Source organism: Bacteroides sp. CACC 737 (assembly GCF_013874375.1).
Taxonomy (GTDB): domain Bacteria; phylum Bacteroidota; class Bacteroidia; order Bacteroidales; family Bacteroidaceae; genus Bacteroides; species Bacteroides uniformis.
Genome location: NZ_CP059408.1, coordinates 2,400,130 through 2,417,394 on the forward strand (window position 1 = coordinate 2,400,130; position 17,265 = coordinate 2,417,394).

14 protein-coding genes are annotated in these 17,265 nt (G+C 43.4%); 7 read left to right on the forward strand and 7 right to left on the reverse strand.

Going from position 1 to position 17,265, the window contains the following annotated elements; genetic code table 11:
• Window positions 1-62 precede the first annotated feature (62 nt).
• Window positions 63-2,096, reverse strand: a complete 2,034-nt coding sequence (locus tag H1A11_RS10495) for a cytochrome c biogenesis protein CcdA (protein ID WP_117601619.1) — start codon at window positions 2,094-2,096, stop codon at window positions 63-65.
• A 24-nt stretch (window positions 2,097-2,120) separates the two neighbouring features.
• Entirely contained in the window at window positions 2,121-2,429 is a 309-nt protein-coding gene (locus H1A11_RS10500; protein WP_117601620.1) for a Dabb family protein, read from the reverse strand.
• Window positions 2,430-2,531: 102 nt separating this feature from the next.
• Between H1A11_RS10500 and udk the strand changes: the two genes are divergently transcribed.
• Together udk and H1A11_RS10510 are read left to right on the forward strand one after the other, a co-directional pair.
• Window positions 2,532-3,143: a uridine kinase gene (udk, locus tag H1A11_RS10505; protein WP_022401974.1), complete on the forward strand. Its 612-nt coding sequence runs from the start codon at window positions 2,532-2,534 to the stop codon at window positions 3,141-3,143.
• Window positions 3,144-3,197: 54 nt separating this feature from the next.
• Window positions 3,198-4,622, forward strand: a complete 1,425-nt coding sequence (locus tag H1A11_RS10510) for a transglycosylase SLT domain-containing protein (RefSeq protein WP_174647043.1) — start codon at window positions 3,198-3,200, stop codon at window positions 4,620-4,622.
• Between the two features lie 77 nt (window positions 4,623-4,699).
• On the opposite strand, the gene metH is transcribed toward H1A11_RS10510, so the two are convergent.
• From metH to H1A11_RS10535, 5 genes are all read right to left on the reverse strand, one after another.
• Entirely contained in the window at window positions 4,700-7,465 is a 2,766-nt protein-coding gene (gene metH / locus H1A11_RS10515) for a methionine synthase (RefSeq protein ID WP_119961306.1), read from the reverse strand.
• Window position 7,466: 1 nt separating this feature from the next.
• The gene (gene smpB, locus H1A11_RS10520) at window positions 7,467-7,919 is read right to left on the reverse strand and encodes an SsrA-binding protein (protein ID WP_005831836.1); all 453 of its coding nucleotides are present in this window, start codon (window positions 7,917-7,919) and stop codon (window positions 7,467-7,469) included.
• 8 nt (window positions 7,920-7,927) lie between these two features.
• Window positions 7,928-8,500 (reverse strand): Yip1 family protein, encoded by a 573-nt coding sequence (locus H1A11_RS10525; RefSeq protein ID WP_117601624.1) that lies wholly within the window; start codon window positions 8,498-8,500, stop codon window positions 7,928-7,930.
• A 4-nt stretch (window positions 8,501-8,504) separates the two neighbouring features.
• Window positions 8,505-9,434, reverse strand: coding sequence for a hypothetical protein (locus H1A11_RS10530; RefSeq protein ID WP_117601625.1), 930 nt, complete (start codon window positions 9,432-9,434; stop codon window positions 8,505-8,507).
• Between the two features lie 81 nt (window positions 9,435-9,515).
• Window positions 9,516-10,013, reverse strand: a complete 498-nt coding sequence (locus tag H1A11_RS10535) for a DMP19 family protein (RefSeq protein WP_117964215.1) — start codon at window positions 10,011-10,013, stop codon at window positions 9,516-9,518.
• 577 nt (window positions 10,014-10,590) lie between these two features.
• On the opposite strand from H1A11_RS10535, the gene H1A11_RS10540 reads away from it, so the two are divergent.
• The 5 genes from H1A11_RS10540 (at window position 10,591) to H1A11_RS10560 (ending at window position 16,299) form a co-directional block, all read left to right on the forward strand.
• Window positions 10,591-11,292: an iron-sulfur cluster assembly scaffold protein gene (locus H1A11_RS10540; RefSeq protein WP_005831848.1), complete on the forward strand. Its 702-nt coding sequence runs from the start codon at window positions 10,591-10,593 to the stop codon at window positions 11,290-11,292.
• An 18-nt stretch (window positions 11,293-11,310) separates the two neighbouring features.
• Window positions 11,311-12,321 carry a GGGtGRT protein gene (locus H1A11_RS10545; protein ID WP_057089564.1) on the forward strand — a complete coding sequence of 337 codons (1,011 nt, stop codon included), beginning with the start codon at window positions 11,311-11,313 and terminating at the stop codon, window positions 12,319-12,321.
• 344 nt (window positions 12,322-12,665) lie between these two features.
• On the forward strand, window positions 12,666-13,883 hold the full coding sequence (locus H1A11_RS10550; RefSeq protein ID WP_117601627.1) for a site-specific integrase: 1,218 nt from the start codon (window positions 12,666-12,668) through the stop codon (window positions 13,881-13,883).
• Window positions 13,884-13,964: 81 nt separating this feature from the next.
• On the forward strand, window positions 13,965-14,807 hold the full coding sequence (locus H1A11_RS10555) for a hypothetical protein (RefSeq protein WP_181757179.1): 843 nt from the start codon (window positions 13,965-13,967) through the stop codon (window positions 14,805-14,807).
• Window positions 14,808-15,090: 283 nt separating this feature from the next.
• Window positions 15,091-16,299 carry a hypothetical protein gene (locus H1A11_RS10560; protein WP_181757180.1) on the forward strand — a complete coding sequence of 403 codons (1,209 nt, stop codon included), beginning with the start codon at window positions 15,091-15,093 and terminating at the stop codon, window positions 16,297-16,299.
• The last annotated feature ends 966 nt before the right edge of the window (window positions 16,300-17,265 follow it).

Below are 17,265 nucleotides of genomic sequence, written 5' to 3' on the forward strand. Positions count from 1 at the left end.
ACAAAAAGGGGATTTAGTGAAAAAAGGATGCCTTTTTACAAGCATCCTTTTTCCGATTCTATTTATTTCTCTTTCTTATAATTCTCCAGTCCGGTCTGCAGAAATTCGATATACTTAGGTATATCTTCGTCGTAGGAGTAAGACTTGTTAAGCGGCTTACCTTCGTTGTCAATCAACACATAGAAGGGCTGCGCATTGGCACCGAACTTGACACGCTGCAGATAACTCCACTTGTCGCCTACGGTACGCAGCGTACGTTCCGTGCCGTTCTCCACAATCTTCACGGGAGAAGGAAGCGGTGTCTTGTTGTCGACGTAAAGCGTGATAAGCACATAGTCGTTGTTGATAATGTCACTCACCTTAGGGTTTGTCCATACGGCAAGCTCCATCTTACGGCAGTTCACGCAACCATAACCGGTGAAGTCGAGCATCACGGGCTTGCCATGCTGACGGGCATACTCCATACCGAGGTCATAATCATCGAACTTGGCATGCACTTCATTATTGTAAAGATTGAAATCTTGCGTCTGCATGGGCGGCGCAAAAGCACTGACAGCTTTCAGCGGAGCTCCCCACAAACCGGGAATCATATATACTGCAAATGCCAGTGAGGCCAACGCCATAAAGAAACGGGGCACACTAACCTTTGAATCGTCATCATCGTGCGGGAACTTGATTTTGCCCAGCAAGTAGAAACCAAGCAGTGCAAAAAGTACAATCCACAAAGCAAGGAACGTTTCACGGTCGAGGATGCGCCAACCGTAAGCTAAATCGGCTACCGAAAGGAACTTCAGGGCAAAAGCCAGCTCCAGGAAGCCAAGCGTCACCTTGATGATATTCATCCATCCACCGGATTTGGGCATGGACTTCAACCAGGACGGGAATAAGGCAAACAGCGTGAAAGGCAATGCCAATGCAATGGCAAAGCCCAGCATGCCAATAGCGGGAGCCACCACACTACCCGTCGTGGAAACCTGAACCAGCAGGAATCCGATAATAGGTCCCGTGCAGGAGAAAGATACCAGCGACAAGGTAAACGCCATCAAGAAGATACTGAGCAAACCACTTGTCGCCTCGGCTTTACTGTCTACAGCCGTACTCCATTTGGAGGGCAACGTTATTTCGAACGCTCCGAAGAAGGAAGCCGCAAACACAACCAGCATCAAGCAGAAAAGAATATTGAATACTGCATTCGTAGAGAGTGCGTTCAGTGCGCTGGCTCCGAAAATCAGCGTAATGGCCAGCCCGAGCGTCACATAAATCACTACGATGGAAGCACCATACGTCCATGCATCACGGATGCCTTTCTTCTTATCCTTGCTACGCTTCAGGAAGAAGCTGACAGTCATCGGGATGATGGGCCATACACAAGGGGTGAAGAGCGCTAACAGTCCGCCGGCAAATCCGGTAATAAAGATATAAATCCAAGACATATCTTCCTGCGAAGTGGTTTCGCCCAAAGATTGCAGTTCATTGATAACCGGTTTCCAAAAGTTCACCTTGTCCGTCACATTGATTTCCGTCGGTCCGTCCGCACCACCGACAACAGCCACAGAAACCATGTCGGTGGCAGCCTCCTGCTTTGCGGGCTGTTCTTCAACTTTCGTTTCAACCGTAGCTGCAGCAGCTTCTTTGGCAGCCCCTTCTGCCTCACCGGAGAATTGGAAAGGCACTTGTGTGGGCGGCAGACAATTTTCATCGTTGCAAGCGCCATACTCCAGATATCCTTCCAGCTGATAGGCACCACCCGTCAATTTTAGCTTCTGCACAAATTGGGCCGTATTTTCAAAATAGCGTACCTTCATTTCGAACAACTTATCGAAAGTAGAGATTTCCTTGCCTACAGGCTTCAGTTTGCCAGCCACTTCCGCTCCGGAGATTTTCTCCACATTGAAAGTCGCCGAGATAGGACCGCCATCGCCCAAGTCGGTGGAATAGACATGCCAGCCCTTGTCAATAGCAGCCGTAAAAACGACCTCCGCTTCATCGGCAGCCAAAGTCTTCAGCTCGGACTTGAACTTGACTGGGTCTTGTATCTGTGCCTGCACTGCCACAGCGAAAAGCAACAGAAATAAAGGGAACAACAATTTCTTCATGTTCTCTGATTTAATTTTTAATTTTTAATTTTCAGTTATCTCGTAGTCCACGCAGGCACGGCTCTCTTTCACAGCAGCGATAAGCTTGCCGGCAGCCACGTGGTCGGGATGGGTGGCATAGTATTTCACGTCATCCAACGTATCGAACTCACTGTAAAGAGCGATACTCCAAGCCTCGCCTGGATTGATATTCAGCCCGACTTCAATCTTGCGGATAACGGATATTTTAGCCGGAAGCGCTTCGATAGCTGCCTTGAAACTGTTCATTGCAGCCAACTTTTCGTCAGCCGGTGCCTCATCTTTTAACTTAAATAATACAATGTGCTTTACCATAACTTTGCCATTTAAATGATTTATCACTATATTTGTCAGCCTAAGCGGCTGTTTTAACAACTGCAAAAATACTGGTTTTGTTTCAAATATACACTTAAACGGATGTTAATAATAGGAATTGCAGGTGGAACCGGCTCAGGAAAGACCACCGTCGTACGTAAAATTATCGAAAGCCTACCGGCTGGTGAAGTGGTATTATTGCCACAAGACTCTTACTACAAGGACAGTAGCCATGTGCCCGTGGAAGAACGGCAGAACATCAACTTCGACCACCCCGACGCTTTTGAGTGGAGCCTTCTTTCCAGACATGTCGCCATGCTGCGCGAAGGAAAAAGCATAGAACAGCCCACCTACTCATACCTGACGTGTACACGCCAGCCCGAAACCATCCATATCGCCCCCCGGGAAGTCATCATCATAGAAGGTATCCTTGCCTTGTGCGACAAGAAACTGCGAAGCATGATGGACCTCAAGATATTTGTAGACGCTGACCCCGACGAACGCCTAATTCGTGTAATCCAGCGTGATGTAGTGGAACGCGGACGCACGGCAGAAGCCGTTATGGAACGCTATACACGTATACTAAAACCCATGCACCAGCAATTCATAGAGCCCTGCAAACGATATGCAGACCTCATTGTACCGGAAGGCGGAAACAACCAGGTAGCCATCGATATATTGACCATGTATATCAAGAAGCACTTGGGAAGTTAATTTGTAATGGAGAATTGATAATGGAGGATTAAGAACACACTAAATCTATGAGATATGAACAGTTTATTTTCTCTCGCCAAACATAAATCATCCATTATCAATTCTCCCGTCTCAATTATCTTACTGTTGTTGTGCTGTATCGCAGGATGCCGTGGAGGACATCCTGCCGAAAAAGAAGAAGCGGATGACCTGCAACAGATAAAGGACAGCGGAGAACTGGTTGTATTGACTCTGTACAGCTCCACTTCCTACTTCATCTACCGTGGCCAGGATATGGGATTCCAATATGAGCTAAGCGAGCAGTTTGCCAAGAGCCTGGGAGTAAAGCTGAGAATAGAGGTAGCCCGGAATGTGCACGAACTCATAGAGAAGTTATTAGCAGGCAAGGGAGACCTCATCGCCTACAACCTGCCTATCACTAAAGAATGGAAAGACAGTCTGCTTTATTGCGGTGAAGAGGTCATCACGCACCAAGTCATCGTGCAACGTAATAACGGACGTACCAAACCACTGAAAGACGTGACGGAACTCATCGGGAAAGATGTATATGTAAAGCCGGGAAAATATTATGAACGGCTGGTCAATCTGGACGAAGAGCTCGGAGGAGGTATCCACATCCATAAAGTGACCAACGACAGTATCAGTGCAGAAGACCTCATCACCCAAGTGGCACAAGGGAAAATCCCCTATACCGTAGCAGACAATGATGTGGCACAGCTTAATACGACCTATTACCCCAACCTGAATATCAGACTCTCCATCAGCTTTGACCAGCGTGCATCGTGGGCAGTCCGGAAAGACTGTCCGCAACTGGCAGCCGCCGCTAACAAATGGCATGAGGAGAATATGACTTCACCTGCCTATACGGCAAGTATGAAACGATATTTTGAAATCGGCAAGGCCATTCCCCACTCTCCTATCCTCTCCCTGCGCGAAGGAAAAATTTCCCATTACGATGATTTGTTCAAGAAATATGCTCCCAAGATAGACTGGGACTGGCGCCTGCTGGCGTCTCTGGCATATACTGAGTCCAACTTCGACTCCACTGCCGTATCCTGGGCCGGTGCCAGGGGGCTGATGCAACTGATGCCTGCCACAGCCAGGGCTATGGGGCTACCCGAAGGAAAGGAACAGAACCCTGAAGAGAGTATAAAGGCTGCCGTGAAATACATAGGCGCCACAGCCAAAAGTTTTTCCAAGATACCCCAGGAAGAACGCATCAACTTTGTGCTGGCATCTTATAATTCCGGAATCGGCCATGTGCTGGATGCCATGGCACTGGCCGAAAAATACGGCAAAAACAAATATGTCTGGCGTGATAATGTAGAAAACTTCATCCTGCTAAAAAGCAATGAGGAATACTTCACCGACCCCGTCTGCAAAAACGGCTATTTCCGTGGCATCGAAACTTATAACTTCGTAAGGGATATTACGTCACGTTTCGAGCAATACAAGAAGAAGATAAAGAATAAGGATTAGGGGTTAACGAATTGCGCATAATATTAGGAATATATGCCGCAGGAATGTTAATCCCTAATCCTTATTTTCCTTCCTTCTTAAAACAGATTCAGTTTGTTCTTTCTCGCTTCTTCCAGGGAAACGGTTGTTACTTGTTTCTCCCGGTTCTTCTCGCACAACTGCCGATACTTCTCATGCAGTTCTTCTTCCAGTTCCTCCTTTGTCTCAGGATTCATCAGTTTGGCTGCTACTGTAGCATTCTGTGAGGCGTCCTTCAGATGGATTACGGGAGCATGATAGACCGGAGCAATCTTTAGAGCAGTGTGAAGCGGTGAAGTCGTGGCACCACCTATCAGCAGAGGAATGTCCAGGCCTGCCTTTTCCAACTCAATGGCTACATGCACCATTTCATCCAGCGAAGGGGTTATCAAGCCACTCAATCCTATCATGTCTACCTTTTCCTCTATGGCATGCTGTACAATGGTTTCGGCAGGCACCATGACGCCAAGGTCCACTATATCGTACCCGTTGCAGGCCATTACTACCGAGACTATATTTTTTCCAATGTCGTGCACATCACCTTTTACCGTAGCCAACAACACCTTTCCGGCAGCAGTTGCACCTTCTTCTTTCTCCGACTCGATTATGGGCTGGAGGATGGCAACCGCTTTCTTCATGGTGCGTGCCGTCTTCACTACTTGCGGCAGGAACATTTTGCCTGCCCCAAACAAATCGCCTACATGATTCATGCCCGCCATCAACGGACCTTCAATGATAGAAACAGCTTTGGGATACAGCTTCAACGCTTCGGCAAGGTCTGCTTCCAGATAATCGCCGATACCCTTTGTCAAGGCGTACTTCAACCGCTCTTCCACAGAAGTCTCCTCTCTCCAGGCAAGTTGGGAATGGGCGGCAGCCTGCCGCTCTCCTCCGGAAGTTTTTGCCGCCTCTGCTTCCGCTTTCAAGCGTTCGGCAGTTTCTATCAAGCGCTCGGCAGCATCGGGACGACGGTTCAAGACCACATCCTCTATGCGCTCCAATATATCAGCGGGAATATCGGTGTAAAGAACGGAGGTAGCCGGATTGACGATACCCATATCCATGCCCTCGCGGATGGCATAGTAAAGGAATACGGCATGCATCGCCTCGCGAATGTAATTATTGCCGCGGAAAGAGAAGGAAAGGTTACTCACTCCTCCACTGACATGCGCACCGGGCAGATTCTTGCGTATCCATCCGGTGGCACGGATAAAGTCTACAGCATAATTGTTGTGCTCGTCCATACCGGTTGCCACGGCAAGTACATTCGGGTCGAAAATTATATCATGGGGATTGAAACCTGTCTTGTCCACCAAAAGACGGTATGCCCGTTCGCAAACCTCAATCTTACGTTCGTACGTGTCTGCCTGCCCTTTTTCATCAAAAGCCATCACCACGGCTGCCGCACCATATTGCTTGATGGTACGCGCATGCTCCAGGAATTTATCTTCCCCCTCCTTCAAGGAGATGGAGTTGACGATGGACTTGCCTTGCAGGCATTTCAATCCGGCCACAATCACTTCCCACTTAGAGGAGTCTATCATGACGGGAACACGGGCAATCTCAGGTTCCGAAGCTATCAGATGGAGGAAAGTCGTCATCTCCGCTTGAGCATCCAGCAGTCCGTCGTCCATATTTATATCAATGACCTGCGCACCGTCTTCCACCTGCTGGCGAGCAATGCTGAGCGCCTCGTCATATTTCTTTTCATTAATCAGACGCAAGAATTTGCGCGAACCCGCCACATTGCAGCGTTCACCCACATTCACGAAGTTATTTTCCGGCTTCACTTCCAGAAGTTCAAGCCCGGAAAGCCAAAGATTTTCCGGTCTGGGAACCGGCTGATGGGGCGTTGCACCGGCAATCAGCGAGGAGTACTCGGCAATGTAGGCATCTGTCGTTCCGCAACAACCACCGATAATATTCACCAATCCCTCATGGATATACTCTTTTACTTCATGTGCCATATCGGCAGGAGTCTGGTCGTATGTGCCCAAGCTGTTGGGCAGTCCGGCGTTGGGATAAGCGCTGATATAATAAGGTGCACGGGCAGCAAGCTGCTCCAGGAAAGGTTTCAGCTGGCGGGCACCAAAGGAGCAGTTCAGCCCAACGGAAAAAATATCGGCATGCTGCACGGAGGCGAGAAAAGCATCCAAAGTTTGTCCCGACAGAGTACGCCCTCCAATATCAGAAACAGTCACAGAGAGCATCAAGGGTACATGAACTCCTACAGTTTCCATCGCCTGCCCGGCGGCAAAAATAGCAGCCTTGGCATTCAGCGTATCAAAAATGGTTTCTATCAGCAAAGCATCCACACCACCTTCGAGCAACGCTTCCATCTGCTCACGGTAGGCATCGGCCAGTTCATCGTAGCTCAAGGCACGAAAGGCCGGATTGTTCACATCGGGACTCATGGAGCAGGTCTTGTTCGTCGGTCCTACGGAGCCTGCCACAAAACGGGGTTTGTCGGGAGTAAGAGAAGTAAACTCATCCGCCACTTCGCGTGCCAGACGCACTGCGGCAAGATTCATCTCACGCACATAGTCCTGCACATGATAATCGGCCATACTGATGCAGGTGGAACTGAATGTATTTGTTTCGATGATATCCGCACCTGCCGCCAGATACTTGCGGTGAATATCTTGTATCACATCAGGGCGTGTCAGACAAAGCAGGTCATTGTTACCTTTCATCTGTCCGGGAATCTGCGAGAAGCGTTCACCCCGAAAATCTTCCTCTGTCAAGTTGTATTGCTGTATCATAGTGCCCATTGCACCATCCAAAATAAGGATGCGCTCACGCACCAAACTACCAAGTTTACTCATATTATCTTTTAAACATACGCGCCATATCGCGTTTGTCATCTTTTTCCTTCAGTGATTCGCGCTTATCATATTGCTTCTTACCTTTGGCAAGTGCCACCACAAGTTTGGCCAGCCCTTTTTCATTGATAAACAAACGCACGGGAACAATGGTGAAACCCGGATCTTTCGTACCGCGCATCAGTTTTTCAAGTTCCTTCTTATTCAACAAAAGCTTGCGCTCCCTGCGTGCATTGTGATTGTTGTACGAACCATAGAAGTATTCGGCCACATGCATGTTCTTCACCCACAATTCGCCGTTGGCAAAGTAACAGAACGTATCGACCAAGCTTGCTTTCCCCAACCGGATGGACTTGATTTCTGTGCCCGTAAGCACAATGCCAGCCGTATAGGTGTCTGTCAGTTCGTAGTCGAACGTAGCACGCTTATTCTTTATATTTACAGGAGCTTGTTTCATAACATTTATCAGTTTAGCACTACCGTCAGCTTATTGAATATCCATTCAATGACCACCGGACAAGCTATTAACAAAATAGAAGACAGAATGGTGAAACGCAAACGGTATTTTTCTTCTATCTGCATCACCTTTTTGCTTCCTTCCCACACTACATATACAATATAGAATTGGAGCAACAGAGCCATAATGCCGAAATTCGGCAATATGCCGATAACAATCTTCAGCATGAATACCACAACCAGTGCATAACCTGCAAACTGTTGCGCCAAAGGGACATCACTGTCCAGCATAAACATGCGGACACGCAGCCCATTGATGAGATAGGCTGCCAAAAAATATCCTCCGAACAAGGATACAGCCACCGCACAGCATTGTGTCATGGCATATTGAAAGCTTTGCGGCCCATCCCATCCCATCTTCATCAAAGAACCGATGAAAACGGACAACCCGCATAAACCAATCATAGGATAGACAAAAGCAGCAAACACTTTTCGCCTATCCTCTAAACTAATTTCCTCCCAGGCACGAGCCGGAGAGGAAATCAGTAGTATTGCTATATGAAATAAATCTTTGTAATTCAATATCTTATTTTTCAGTTTCTCCCTTTGTAACAGTATACACTTCTTCCTTAGTTTGAGAATCGTCCAACTTCAGTGAATATGAATTTACTTTCGTAACAATTTCAATAGTAGTCGGATTTTCAGAAGTGGATGTCTGACGTTTGTAACGTTCAAAAACCTTTCTTAAATCATATACTTTATAGAACAATCCCAACCCATAATAACCGCCAGTATTTGCAGTCAATGTGTAAGATGTGCTATTAGTGGATGTCGAATCACCATTAGAATTATGGCCCAAATATAATCTTAAAGTTGTTCCATTATCCTCATTCGGGTAATACACTAACGTCAAAAAATGCCTTTTATTAGTAATATAATAATTTATCGGAAGTAGAAGCGTATGATCGTCATAGAAAAACTTAGGAGCATATTTTATACCACCAGCATCATATCCTAACGAAATGATAGCAGCATTATTGGATTTACTGATAGAATCATTTGCAGCGACTCCCTTTTGTTCAACTATTTCCACTGTATTATCTAATGATTCAATAGAGTACAATTCAACCCCCTTAACATCTTTCTCATCAGCAGGTATATCTACTTGAGTAGGATCCCAACGATAATATATCTGTGCTACCTTATCGCTCATATCAGACATTTTAAAGCCATTGGCCTCTAAAGCCGAAATTGAGGCAGATGTTGGAGTTATAGTTACACCGTTCTCACCTTTAAAAGAATAAACACCCATATAGTTCTGAACTTTAACCATACCCCCTCCATAATTGTAAGGGTCACTATCCGAATTCAAACACGAAGTAAACGAAATGCCCATCAACAATGTCAAGGCAACCACCAAGAATTTTAATTGTTTCATCTTTTTTTCTATAAATATTAGAGTTTGCAAATTTAGATAAAAGAATTGAGTAATATAGTACTCTCCTCGTTTTTTCATTGTTTTTAAGATTAAATGAAAGATTAATCTAAATACTGCATATCACAGTAACATTTAACATTTACATCAGTTAATCCACACCTACACAATCTTGGCAAACAGCTCCAAATGTTCATCCACATAGCCAGCAACCAAAGCTGTATATTCCTCCTCTTTTTCCAAAAATTCATCTTCCAGCTCATCGAAAGCCTCATATTGCTCGTACATTGCCATAAACTCCTCGTCTGTACGTTCACGTTCCAAGTCATCACGATGGCTATCGTATACTTTCTTGGCAGCATAAACCAACTTACTCAAATCGCCCACTCTCCACAAACGCATCACTTTGGCAAACGGATTGTCGAAAATATAACCGCCATAACCATTTTGAATCAGTTGGCAGAAGCCTCCCTCCATCACTTCATCACGGAATATCTGATAGGCCAACAATGAATGCTGTTCACCGGTAAGCAAAGGCATCGTCTCGGCAGTCATTTCTCCGCCTATTTCTTTTTTATAAGCATCGGTGAATACGCCAATAAACGCATCCATCCCTTCGCCGGCAGCCTGGCGCAATGCCACATCTGTAACTTCTATCATAGTCTGAATCTTATTTGTTTCTCATTGATTGAATCGGGTGGCAAAGGTAAGAAATGAATTGCGAAAAAAGGAATCATAAGGACCAATTCTGTTCTGCTGCAAGCAGATTCAGCATATCTAAGAGGAAAATGTCCAAAAACTAGCCGCATACTCCCTGAAAACTAAGTACGGAATCGGCACCTATTATTCTTACCACAGCTGTTGTAAGAAAACAACACAGCCGTTGTAAGAAAACGACACAGCTGTTGTAAGAAAGGAACACAAGTGTAGTAAGAATAATAAGTAGGGAGTTTGAGGACAGTTGCAGGCACTTTCCCAACAAATTAATCCTAAGTTCCGGCATAACATTTCAGCCGCAGGATGACAGCGGATAACGCAAACTCATTTTTCAAAATCTGCTTTCGGGCGTACAAAGCAAAAGTCTGAAAAACATCCGCCGAACTACAATTTCACATTATTATAGAAAAAAGTCAAATTGAACAGTTGGCAGAAACGGGGAAAACAACTAACTTTGCACCCGACTAATAAAAGTAGACTACGTTTTTTTTAAATTATATCACTTAAAAAAGAGCTAATTATGACTTATTCACACGAAGTGGAACACATGTGTGTTGTGAAGAAAGGTCCTAACCACGGACCGGCTCCTATTCCCGAAGAAGGTAAATGGGTAAAAGCTAAAGAAATTGTTGACATCTCTGGTCTGACACACGGCATCGGCTGGTGTGCTCCTCAGCAAGGTGCATGTAAATTAACCCTCAATGTAAAGGAAGGCGTTATCCAGGAAGCTTTGGTTGAGACTATCGGTTGCTCCGGTATGACTCACTCTGCTGCTATGGCATCAGAAATCCTCCCGGGAAAGACTATCCTCGAAGCATTGAACACTGACCTCGTTTGTGACGCTATCAACACAGCTATGCGCGAACTCTTCCTGCAAATCGTTTATGGTCGTACCCAATCTGCTTTCTCGGAAGGCGGTTTGATGATTGGAGCTGGCTTGGAAGACTTGGGCAAAGGTCTGCGCAGCCAGGTAGGCACATTGTACGGAACGTTGGCTAAGGGTTCTCGTTACCTGGAAATGGCAGAAGGTTACATCAAGACTATCGCTTTGGACAAGAACGACGAAATCTGCGGTTACGAATTTGTTCATCTGGGCAAGTTTATGGATGAAATCAAGAAAGGTACAGACGCCAATGAAGCATTGAAGAAAGTTACCGGTACATACGGCCGCTTCACTGAAGAGCAAGGTGCAGTTAAACACATTGACCCACGTCACGAATAATATAAGGAGGAAAGACATATGATTAGAGAAGTAAAATTTGAAAGCCAAGACCGTCGTATCAAGCAGATTCTTGCCGCATTGAACGCAAACGGTATCAAAGACATCGAAGAAGCCAATGCTATCTGCGAAGCTCATGGTCTCGATCCTTATAAGACTTGTGAAGAAACTCAGCCCATCTGTTTCGAAAATGCAAAATGGGCATACGTTGTAGGTTGCGCCATCGCCATTAAGAAGGGCTGCAAGAACGCTGCTGAAGCTGCTGAAGCTATCGGTATCGGTCTGCAGGCATTTTGTATTCCGGGTTCTGTAGCTGACGACCGCAAGGTTGGTATCGGTCATGGTAACTTGGCAGCCATGTTGCTGCGTGAAGAAACCAAGTGTTTCGCTTTCTTGGCAGGTCACGAGTCATTCGCTGCTGCCGAAGGTGCTATCAAGATTGCCGCTAAAGCCGACAAGGTACGTAAAGAACCTCTGCGTTGCATCCTGAACGGTCTCGGCAAGGACGCTGCACAGATTATCTCTCGTATCAACGGCTTTACATACGTTCAGACTCAATTCGATTACTATACAGGTGAACTGAAAGTAGTTCGTGAAATCGCATACAGCGACGGTCCCCGTGCCAAAGTAAAATGCTATGGTGCAGACGATGTTCGCGAAGGTGTGGCTATCATGTGGAAAGAGGGTGTGGATGTATCCATCACTGGTAACTCTACGAATCCGACCCGCTTCCAACACCCGGTTGCAGGTACTTATAAGAAAGAACGCGTATTGGCTGGTAAGCCGTACTTCTCAGTAGCATCTGGTGGTGGTACTGGTCGTACTCTGCATCCGGACAACATGGCTGCCGGACCGGCTTCTTACGGTATGACGGACACTATGGGTCGTATGCACTCAGACGCTCAGTTCGCTGGTTCTTCATCAGTTCCTGCTCACGTAGAAATGATGGGATTCCTCGGTATCGGTAACAACCCAATGGTAGGATGTACAGTGGCTTGCGCGGTTGACGTGGCTACTGCTTTGAGCAAGTAATTTAAGTTACTTAATACAGATAAACTCCTGTAATCCTTATGGTTGCAGGAGTTTTTTATTTGTGGTAACTTGACTTAGATAACAGATTGAAGCACCTTGCATCACTCATTATTTGGAGTGAATGAATGGTGAATCAGTAAGGAGATAACAAGATAAATCCTGCTTTATTTAAGTCCAAACAACTCATGTAAAGAGTAGCCAATTACCCCTCAAATCAAGCCATAAACAGGTTACTTTTGCAGCCGATTTGCAGCCGAATTTGCCATTCTTAAAAAACGGCTGCAAGAATTGGCATAATCAACTATAATACAATGCGATACACTCCATATAACATTTAATTTAAAATGGAGAAACATTGTACAATGGTTTACTTTTCATTAAGAGAAAGTAAGCAAAACAAAAAAGGTCTATCACCTATTGAGGTTTCAATCACCACTAACGGAAAGAGAATCTACTTTAGTACAGGTAAACACGTACCTGCTGCTGACTGGAACAAAGAGAAGCAAGCTGTAAAAGGCAAGAGTGAAGAAGCGCAGCTAATCAACGGTTATCTGATTCAACTACGGAATAAGATATATCAAAAAGAAATTGAGCTACTCCAAAAGGGTTATCTTATCACTGCTGAACTATTAAAAGAAGCTATCACAGATAAGGTGGAAGCTCTGAACGAGAAGACTTTATTGGATGTTCTGAATGAACATAATACAGAGCGCAAAGCAATGGTAGGTAAAACTGTTGCCCCTGCCACTTATTGGGTGTTTGAATATACAGGCAGACTATTCAAAGAGTTTATTCAGAAGAAATATGAACGTAAGGACTTATATTTAAGAGAGATAAACTTAGGTTTCATTCAAGGATTCCATGCTTACCTTTTAGGAGAGAAGAAGATGGGACAAAACTCCTGCACCAAGCATTTAAAGTTCTTAAAGAAGTTACTAAATTTAGCTGTCGCCAACTCTTATATATCCTACAATCCTGTAAATGCTTATAAAGTAGAACGTGAACCCGTAGAAGTGGATTTCTTGGATGAAGAAGAATTGAGGAAGATTATTAACTTTGATACTCCTCTGCCACGATTGGAGCGTGCTAAAGATATGTTCCTCTTTGGGTGCTTCACTGGGCTTAGTTACATTGACATTAAGACCTTGACACCAGAGCACTTTGAGAAAGACAGTACAGGCAGAATATGGATTAAGAAGCGTAGAGTTAAAACAGGAGTTCTATCACGCATCCCCCTACTCCCTATCGCCAAACTGATATTGGATAAGTACAAGGGTGGAGAGAAACTACTCCCTATTCAAGACCCTGCGGACATCAACAAATATCTAAAGGATATAGCTATACTTTGTGGAATCAATAAACGGATTTGCTTTCACACAAGTAGGCACACATTCGCAAGTACCGTTACTTTAGCTAATAACATATCTCTGGAAGTCGTTTCTAAGATGTTGGGACATACCAATACACGAATGACTGCCCACTATGCAAAGCTAATAGACAAGTGCATAGGTGAACAAATGGATAAACTTATGGATACGTTCACAGGAGATTCTGATTACTAAGGCATATCCTATCCACAAATTCCTCACTTGCAGCAAATGCAGGTGAGGATTATTTTTTAACTTTGCCTTAAACTAATGATTATGGAGAAGCTAAAGGAAGATTATATAAACATTGACACCCGTTTGGAATACATGGAAGCCATAGCCGTTAAATATGTTCCAGACGTAGATATAGACCCAGCCACAGGAGAAAGATACGTCTGTGGCACTACCGCCTTACCTCTATTCATAAGAAGATACAATCAGAATAAACTATATGGCAACTTCACATACGGAGATTATATAGCCAATGAGGACATACAAAATACTTTAAAAGGTTTGGGAGTTGATATAGACAAGTTCTGGTTTCTACTTCTGTTCATCTTTGATTATACATGTGGCACGTGCTTGGATGGAATGAAAGCTACAGGCATTGGAATAGAACAGCTCACCAAATTCACCACAGCCATAGCTGACAACCATAAGGAGATTAACCAATTTGGAGTAAGTTTTAAGAAACCTATCACTATATCTGTAAAGGTAGAGGGTAAGCATCAGATAGTAATTGATAATGCCAATGCAATAGGTTACTTAGCTACTACCATCGCCAATAACCTAAAAGAGATAGAGGAACACCCTTGGATGCAGAGCCAACAAGTCAGCATAAGCACCCATGCAGAAGAAAAGGAGTCCGTTCAGATATGGCTGTTCTATAAGATGTTCAATGACTTCTTCAATCTATCTCCATATAACAAGCAGTTTAATGTCAGACAGAAGAAAGGAAGCACCATATCACTTAGTAAGACATTGCTCATATCAAAGCTTATCTACTTCACCAAACTATCCAAACATAGTAAATTCTCAGATGATGAAGATGTTTTAAAAGGCTACATCAAGCAATATAAAGACAAGAGAATTGATACTGCGAACAGCATATATTTCTAATAAACATCTGATAATTAATACAGTCCTGCTTCATACCATTAAGAGGGTACATGAAAGCAGGACTTTTTTTCTCTCTTTTAATCCTGCCATTATATCCCATCTTTGCACCGTCAAAACGATAGCGGACGAGCTACCAATTAAGAGGGAAAGTAAAACCACTCATTAATTTCTCTCTTTTAATCAGCCCAGAAGCAAGTAGTTTTGCAACGTAATCAGATAACCAAGTGTACATAGGTTTGAGGGTTACACTAAATGAATAACAACAACTTAAAAGATTAAAACTATGAACGAATTAGTAAATGTAAAAGCTGAGAAAATTAATAATGAAATTGAATCTTTAAATCAGAATGAAATCATGGAAGAAGTAAAAATGACAACCGCAGAGACTAAGTTACAAGCAGTAGAAGAAGCCCGTCAGAATTTGATGAAAGCCAAGAGCGTGCTTGAAGCCAATAAGGATGCAGAAGCCAATATTAAGAAATCTGCACTGGTTAATGTAGGCAAGGCTGAAACTGCATATCTTGAAGCACTTAAAAAGGTAGAACTACCAACTGCTAAAGTAGAATTGTGGAATGAAAGCAAGAACACAAACAAACAGGTAGTCTTTACTAAAGAGGAAAAGGAAATCATCATCGCTACATCTGTTTACAGCATGGCAGTAAGTAAGGTAAACCTTGAATGTGGTAAGGATTTGATAACCAATGAACATTTTGATAAAGTTCCTCTCTACATTACAGAAGCCGCCCTGTTTTACAATGCAGACATTGAGCTGAAAGACCTTAACGGAAACATTGTACCTAAAGGCACTCCCAATGTTTACGTACCTGTTGATACAGCAAACGGATATTGGCAATGGGCAAGCTACCATGAACACAACCTTAATGCCATAGTCAAGGACGACACCAAACTGACCATAGAGAATGTAAGAATTAAAAAGTTTGATTCTTTACAGGAGTTTGGCAAGTACAGAGGAGTGAACAATGTGTTGAGCAGAGGTTTCAATGGATTGGAGAAGGCTGGTAATGCAGCATTAGCCACTCAACAGGAGTTCTTTAACAGAGTGTTCCAAAAGGCATTGGAATTGAAAGCAAACATCAGCGTAATCACCAAATACTATAATTTTGGTAAGACACTAAGTTTGAAAGTCTGGAATAGTGCCATGCAGGGAGTTTGTGAAGCCAAACTTGAAGAATATGACTTGACAATAGGAGATACAATTATCAAGACTTTAAGCAACATGAAGATTTCTAAGGACACTATAAGACATCGCTACATGATTGATGCAATTACCCAGCTTGCCAATTACGCACCGAACGGTGAAAACAAGAAGATTGGGTTGGATGAAACTTTAAGTACCATAAAGACATTGAATGAGAGCAGCATTAAAATTATAAATGAAGTAAAGTCAGACCATGTGAATACCATTTATTCTGAGATGCTTACCCAATATCTAAAGAATCATGGAGTGATTAAAGAAGAACAGGCTGCATAAGCCACTAACAGCAAAGCCCATGTGACAGGTGGGCTTAATTCTTAACCAATTAAATAATAAAACAATGAATCCATATATCATACAATCCAGCTTATATCTAAGCACTATCTACGAAGCAATAATTGCTAAGCAAGAAATACTAAGAGCTAAAATGCAGCAATATAATGATGTCAAGCTCTATCTGTTCAGTTTCATTCTCCCAGAATATAGTTCTAATGAATATATTGCAAATAGCCTCAAACTTTATAATGAGAATGAACTGTTCCCCATTATTATAACTTCCATTACATATAAGGAAGTTAATAATCCAAGAATAGCTTTTAAGAATGAGAATGGAATTATACACTTAGTCCTATGTTTTGAACATGACAAGGAGGATTGACAAAAAGCAGGGAAATGTGAGAGGTTTCCCTGCCTACTTAATACTTCTGAATTGTGGTCTTATCATTAGTTCCCCACTCATGAAATTACTATCTTTACAGTACCACAGACAGATAATCCCACCACACAGATTGACGGACTTACAAACTATTCAGAATATCTAAAATGGAAGAATTTACTTATGAGCAGATAAGGACTAAGGCTCTTAAACAAGGAATAAAAGATAACAAGGTTCACATTGGATTGTGGGCTAATCTTAACAACTATCTAAAGACAAGGAGAAAGAAGAATGGAAAGGTTTCTACTTATTATATCTCATTGCAGAAGTTGGCTTATTAACTCAGTAATATTTAAGCTGACACATATCTAAAGTTTGAAATATTGAGATTTCAAACAGGTAGGGCGGCTCTTTCAAATAGGTAGGGTGGAATTTTCATACAGGTAGGCTACTTATAAATACCTATATATAAATACCTATTACCTATAAATACTCTACTTATCATTCGTCTTGCTACGCAAGCCTCGTGAATACCAATTTATTAAGATGATGATAATTTATAAACTCAATCTATTCATTATGATTAT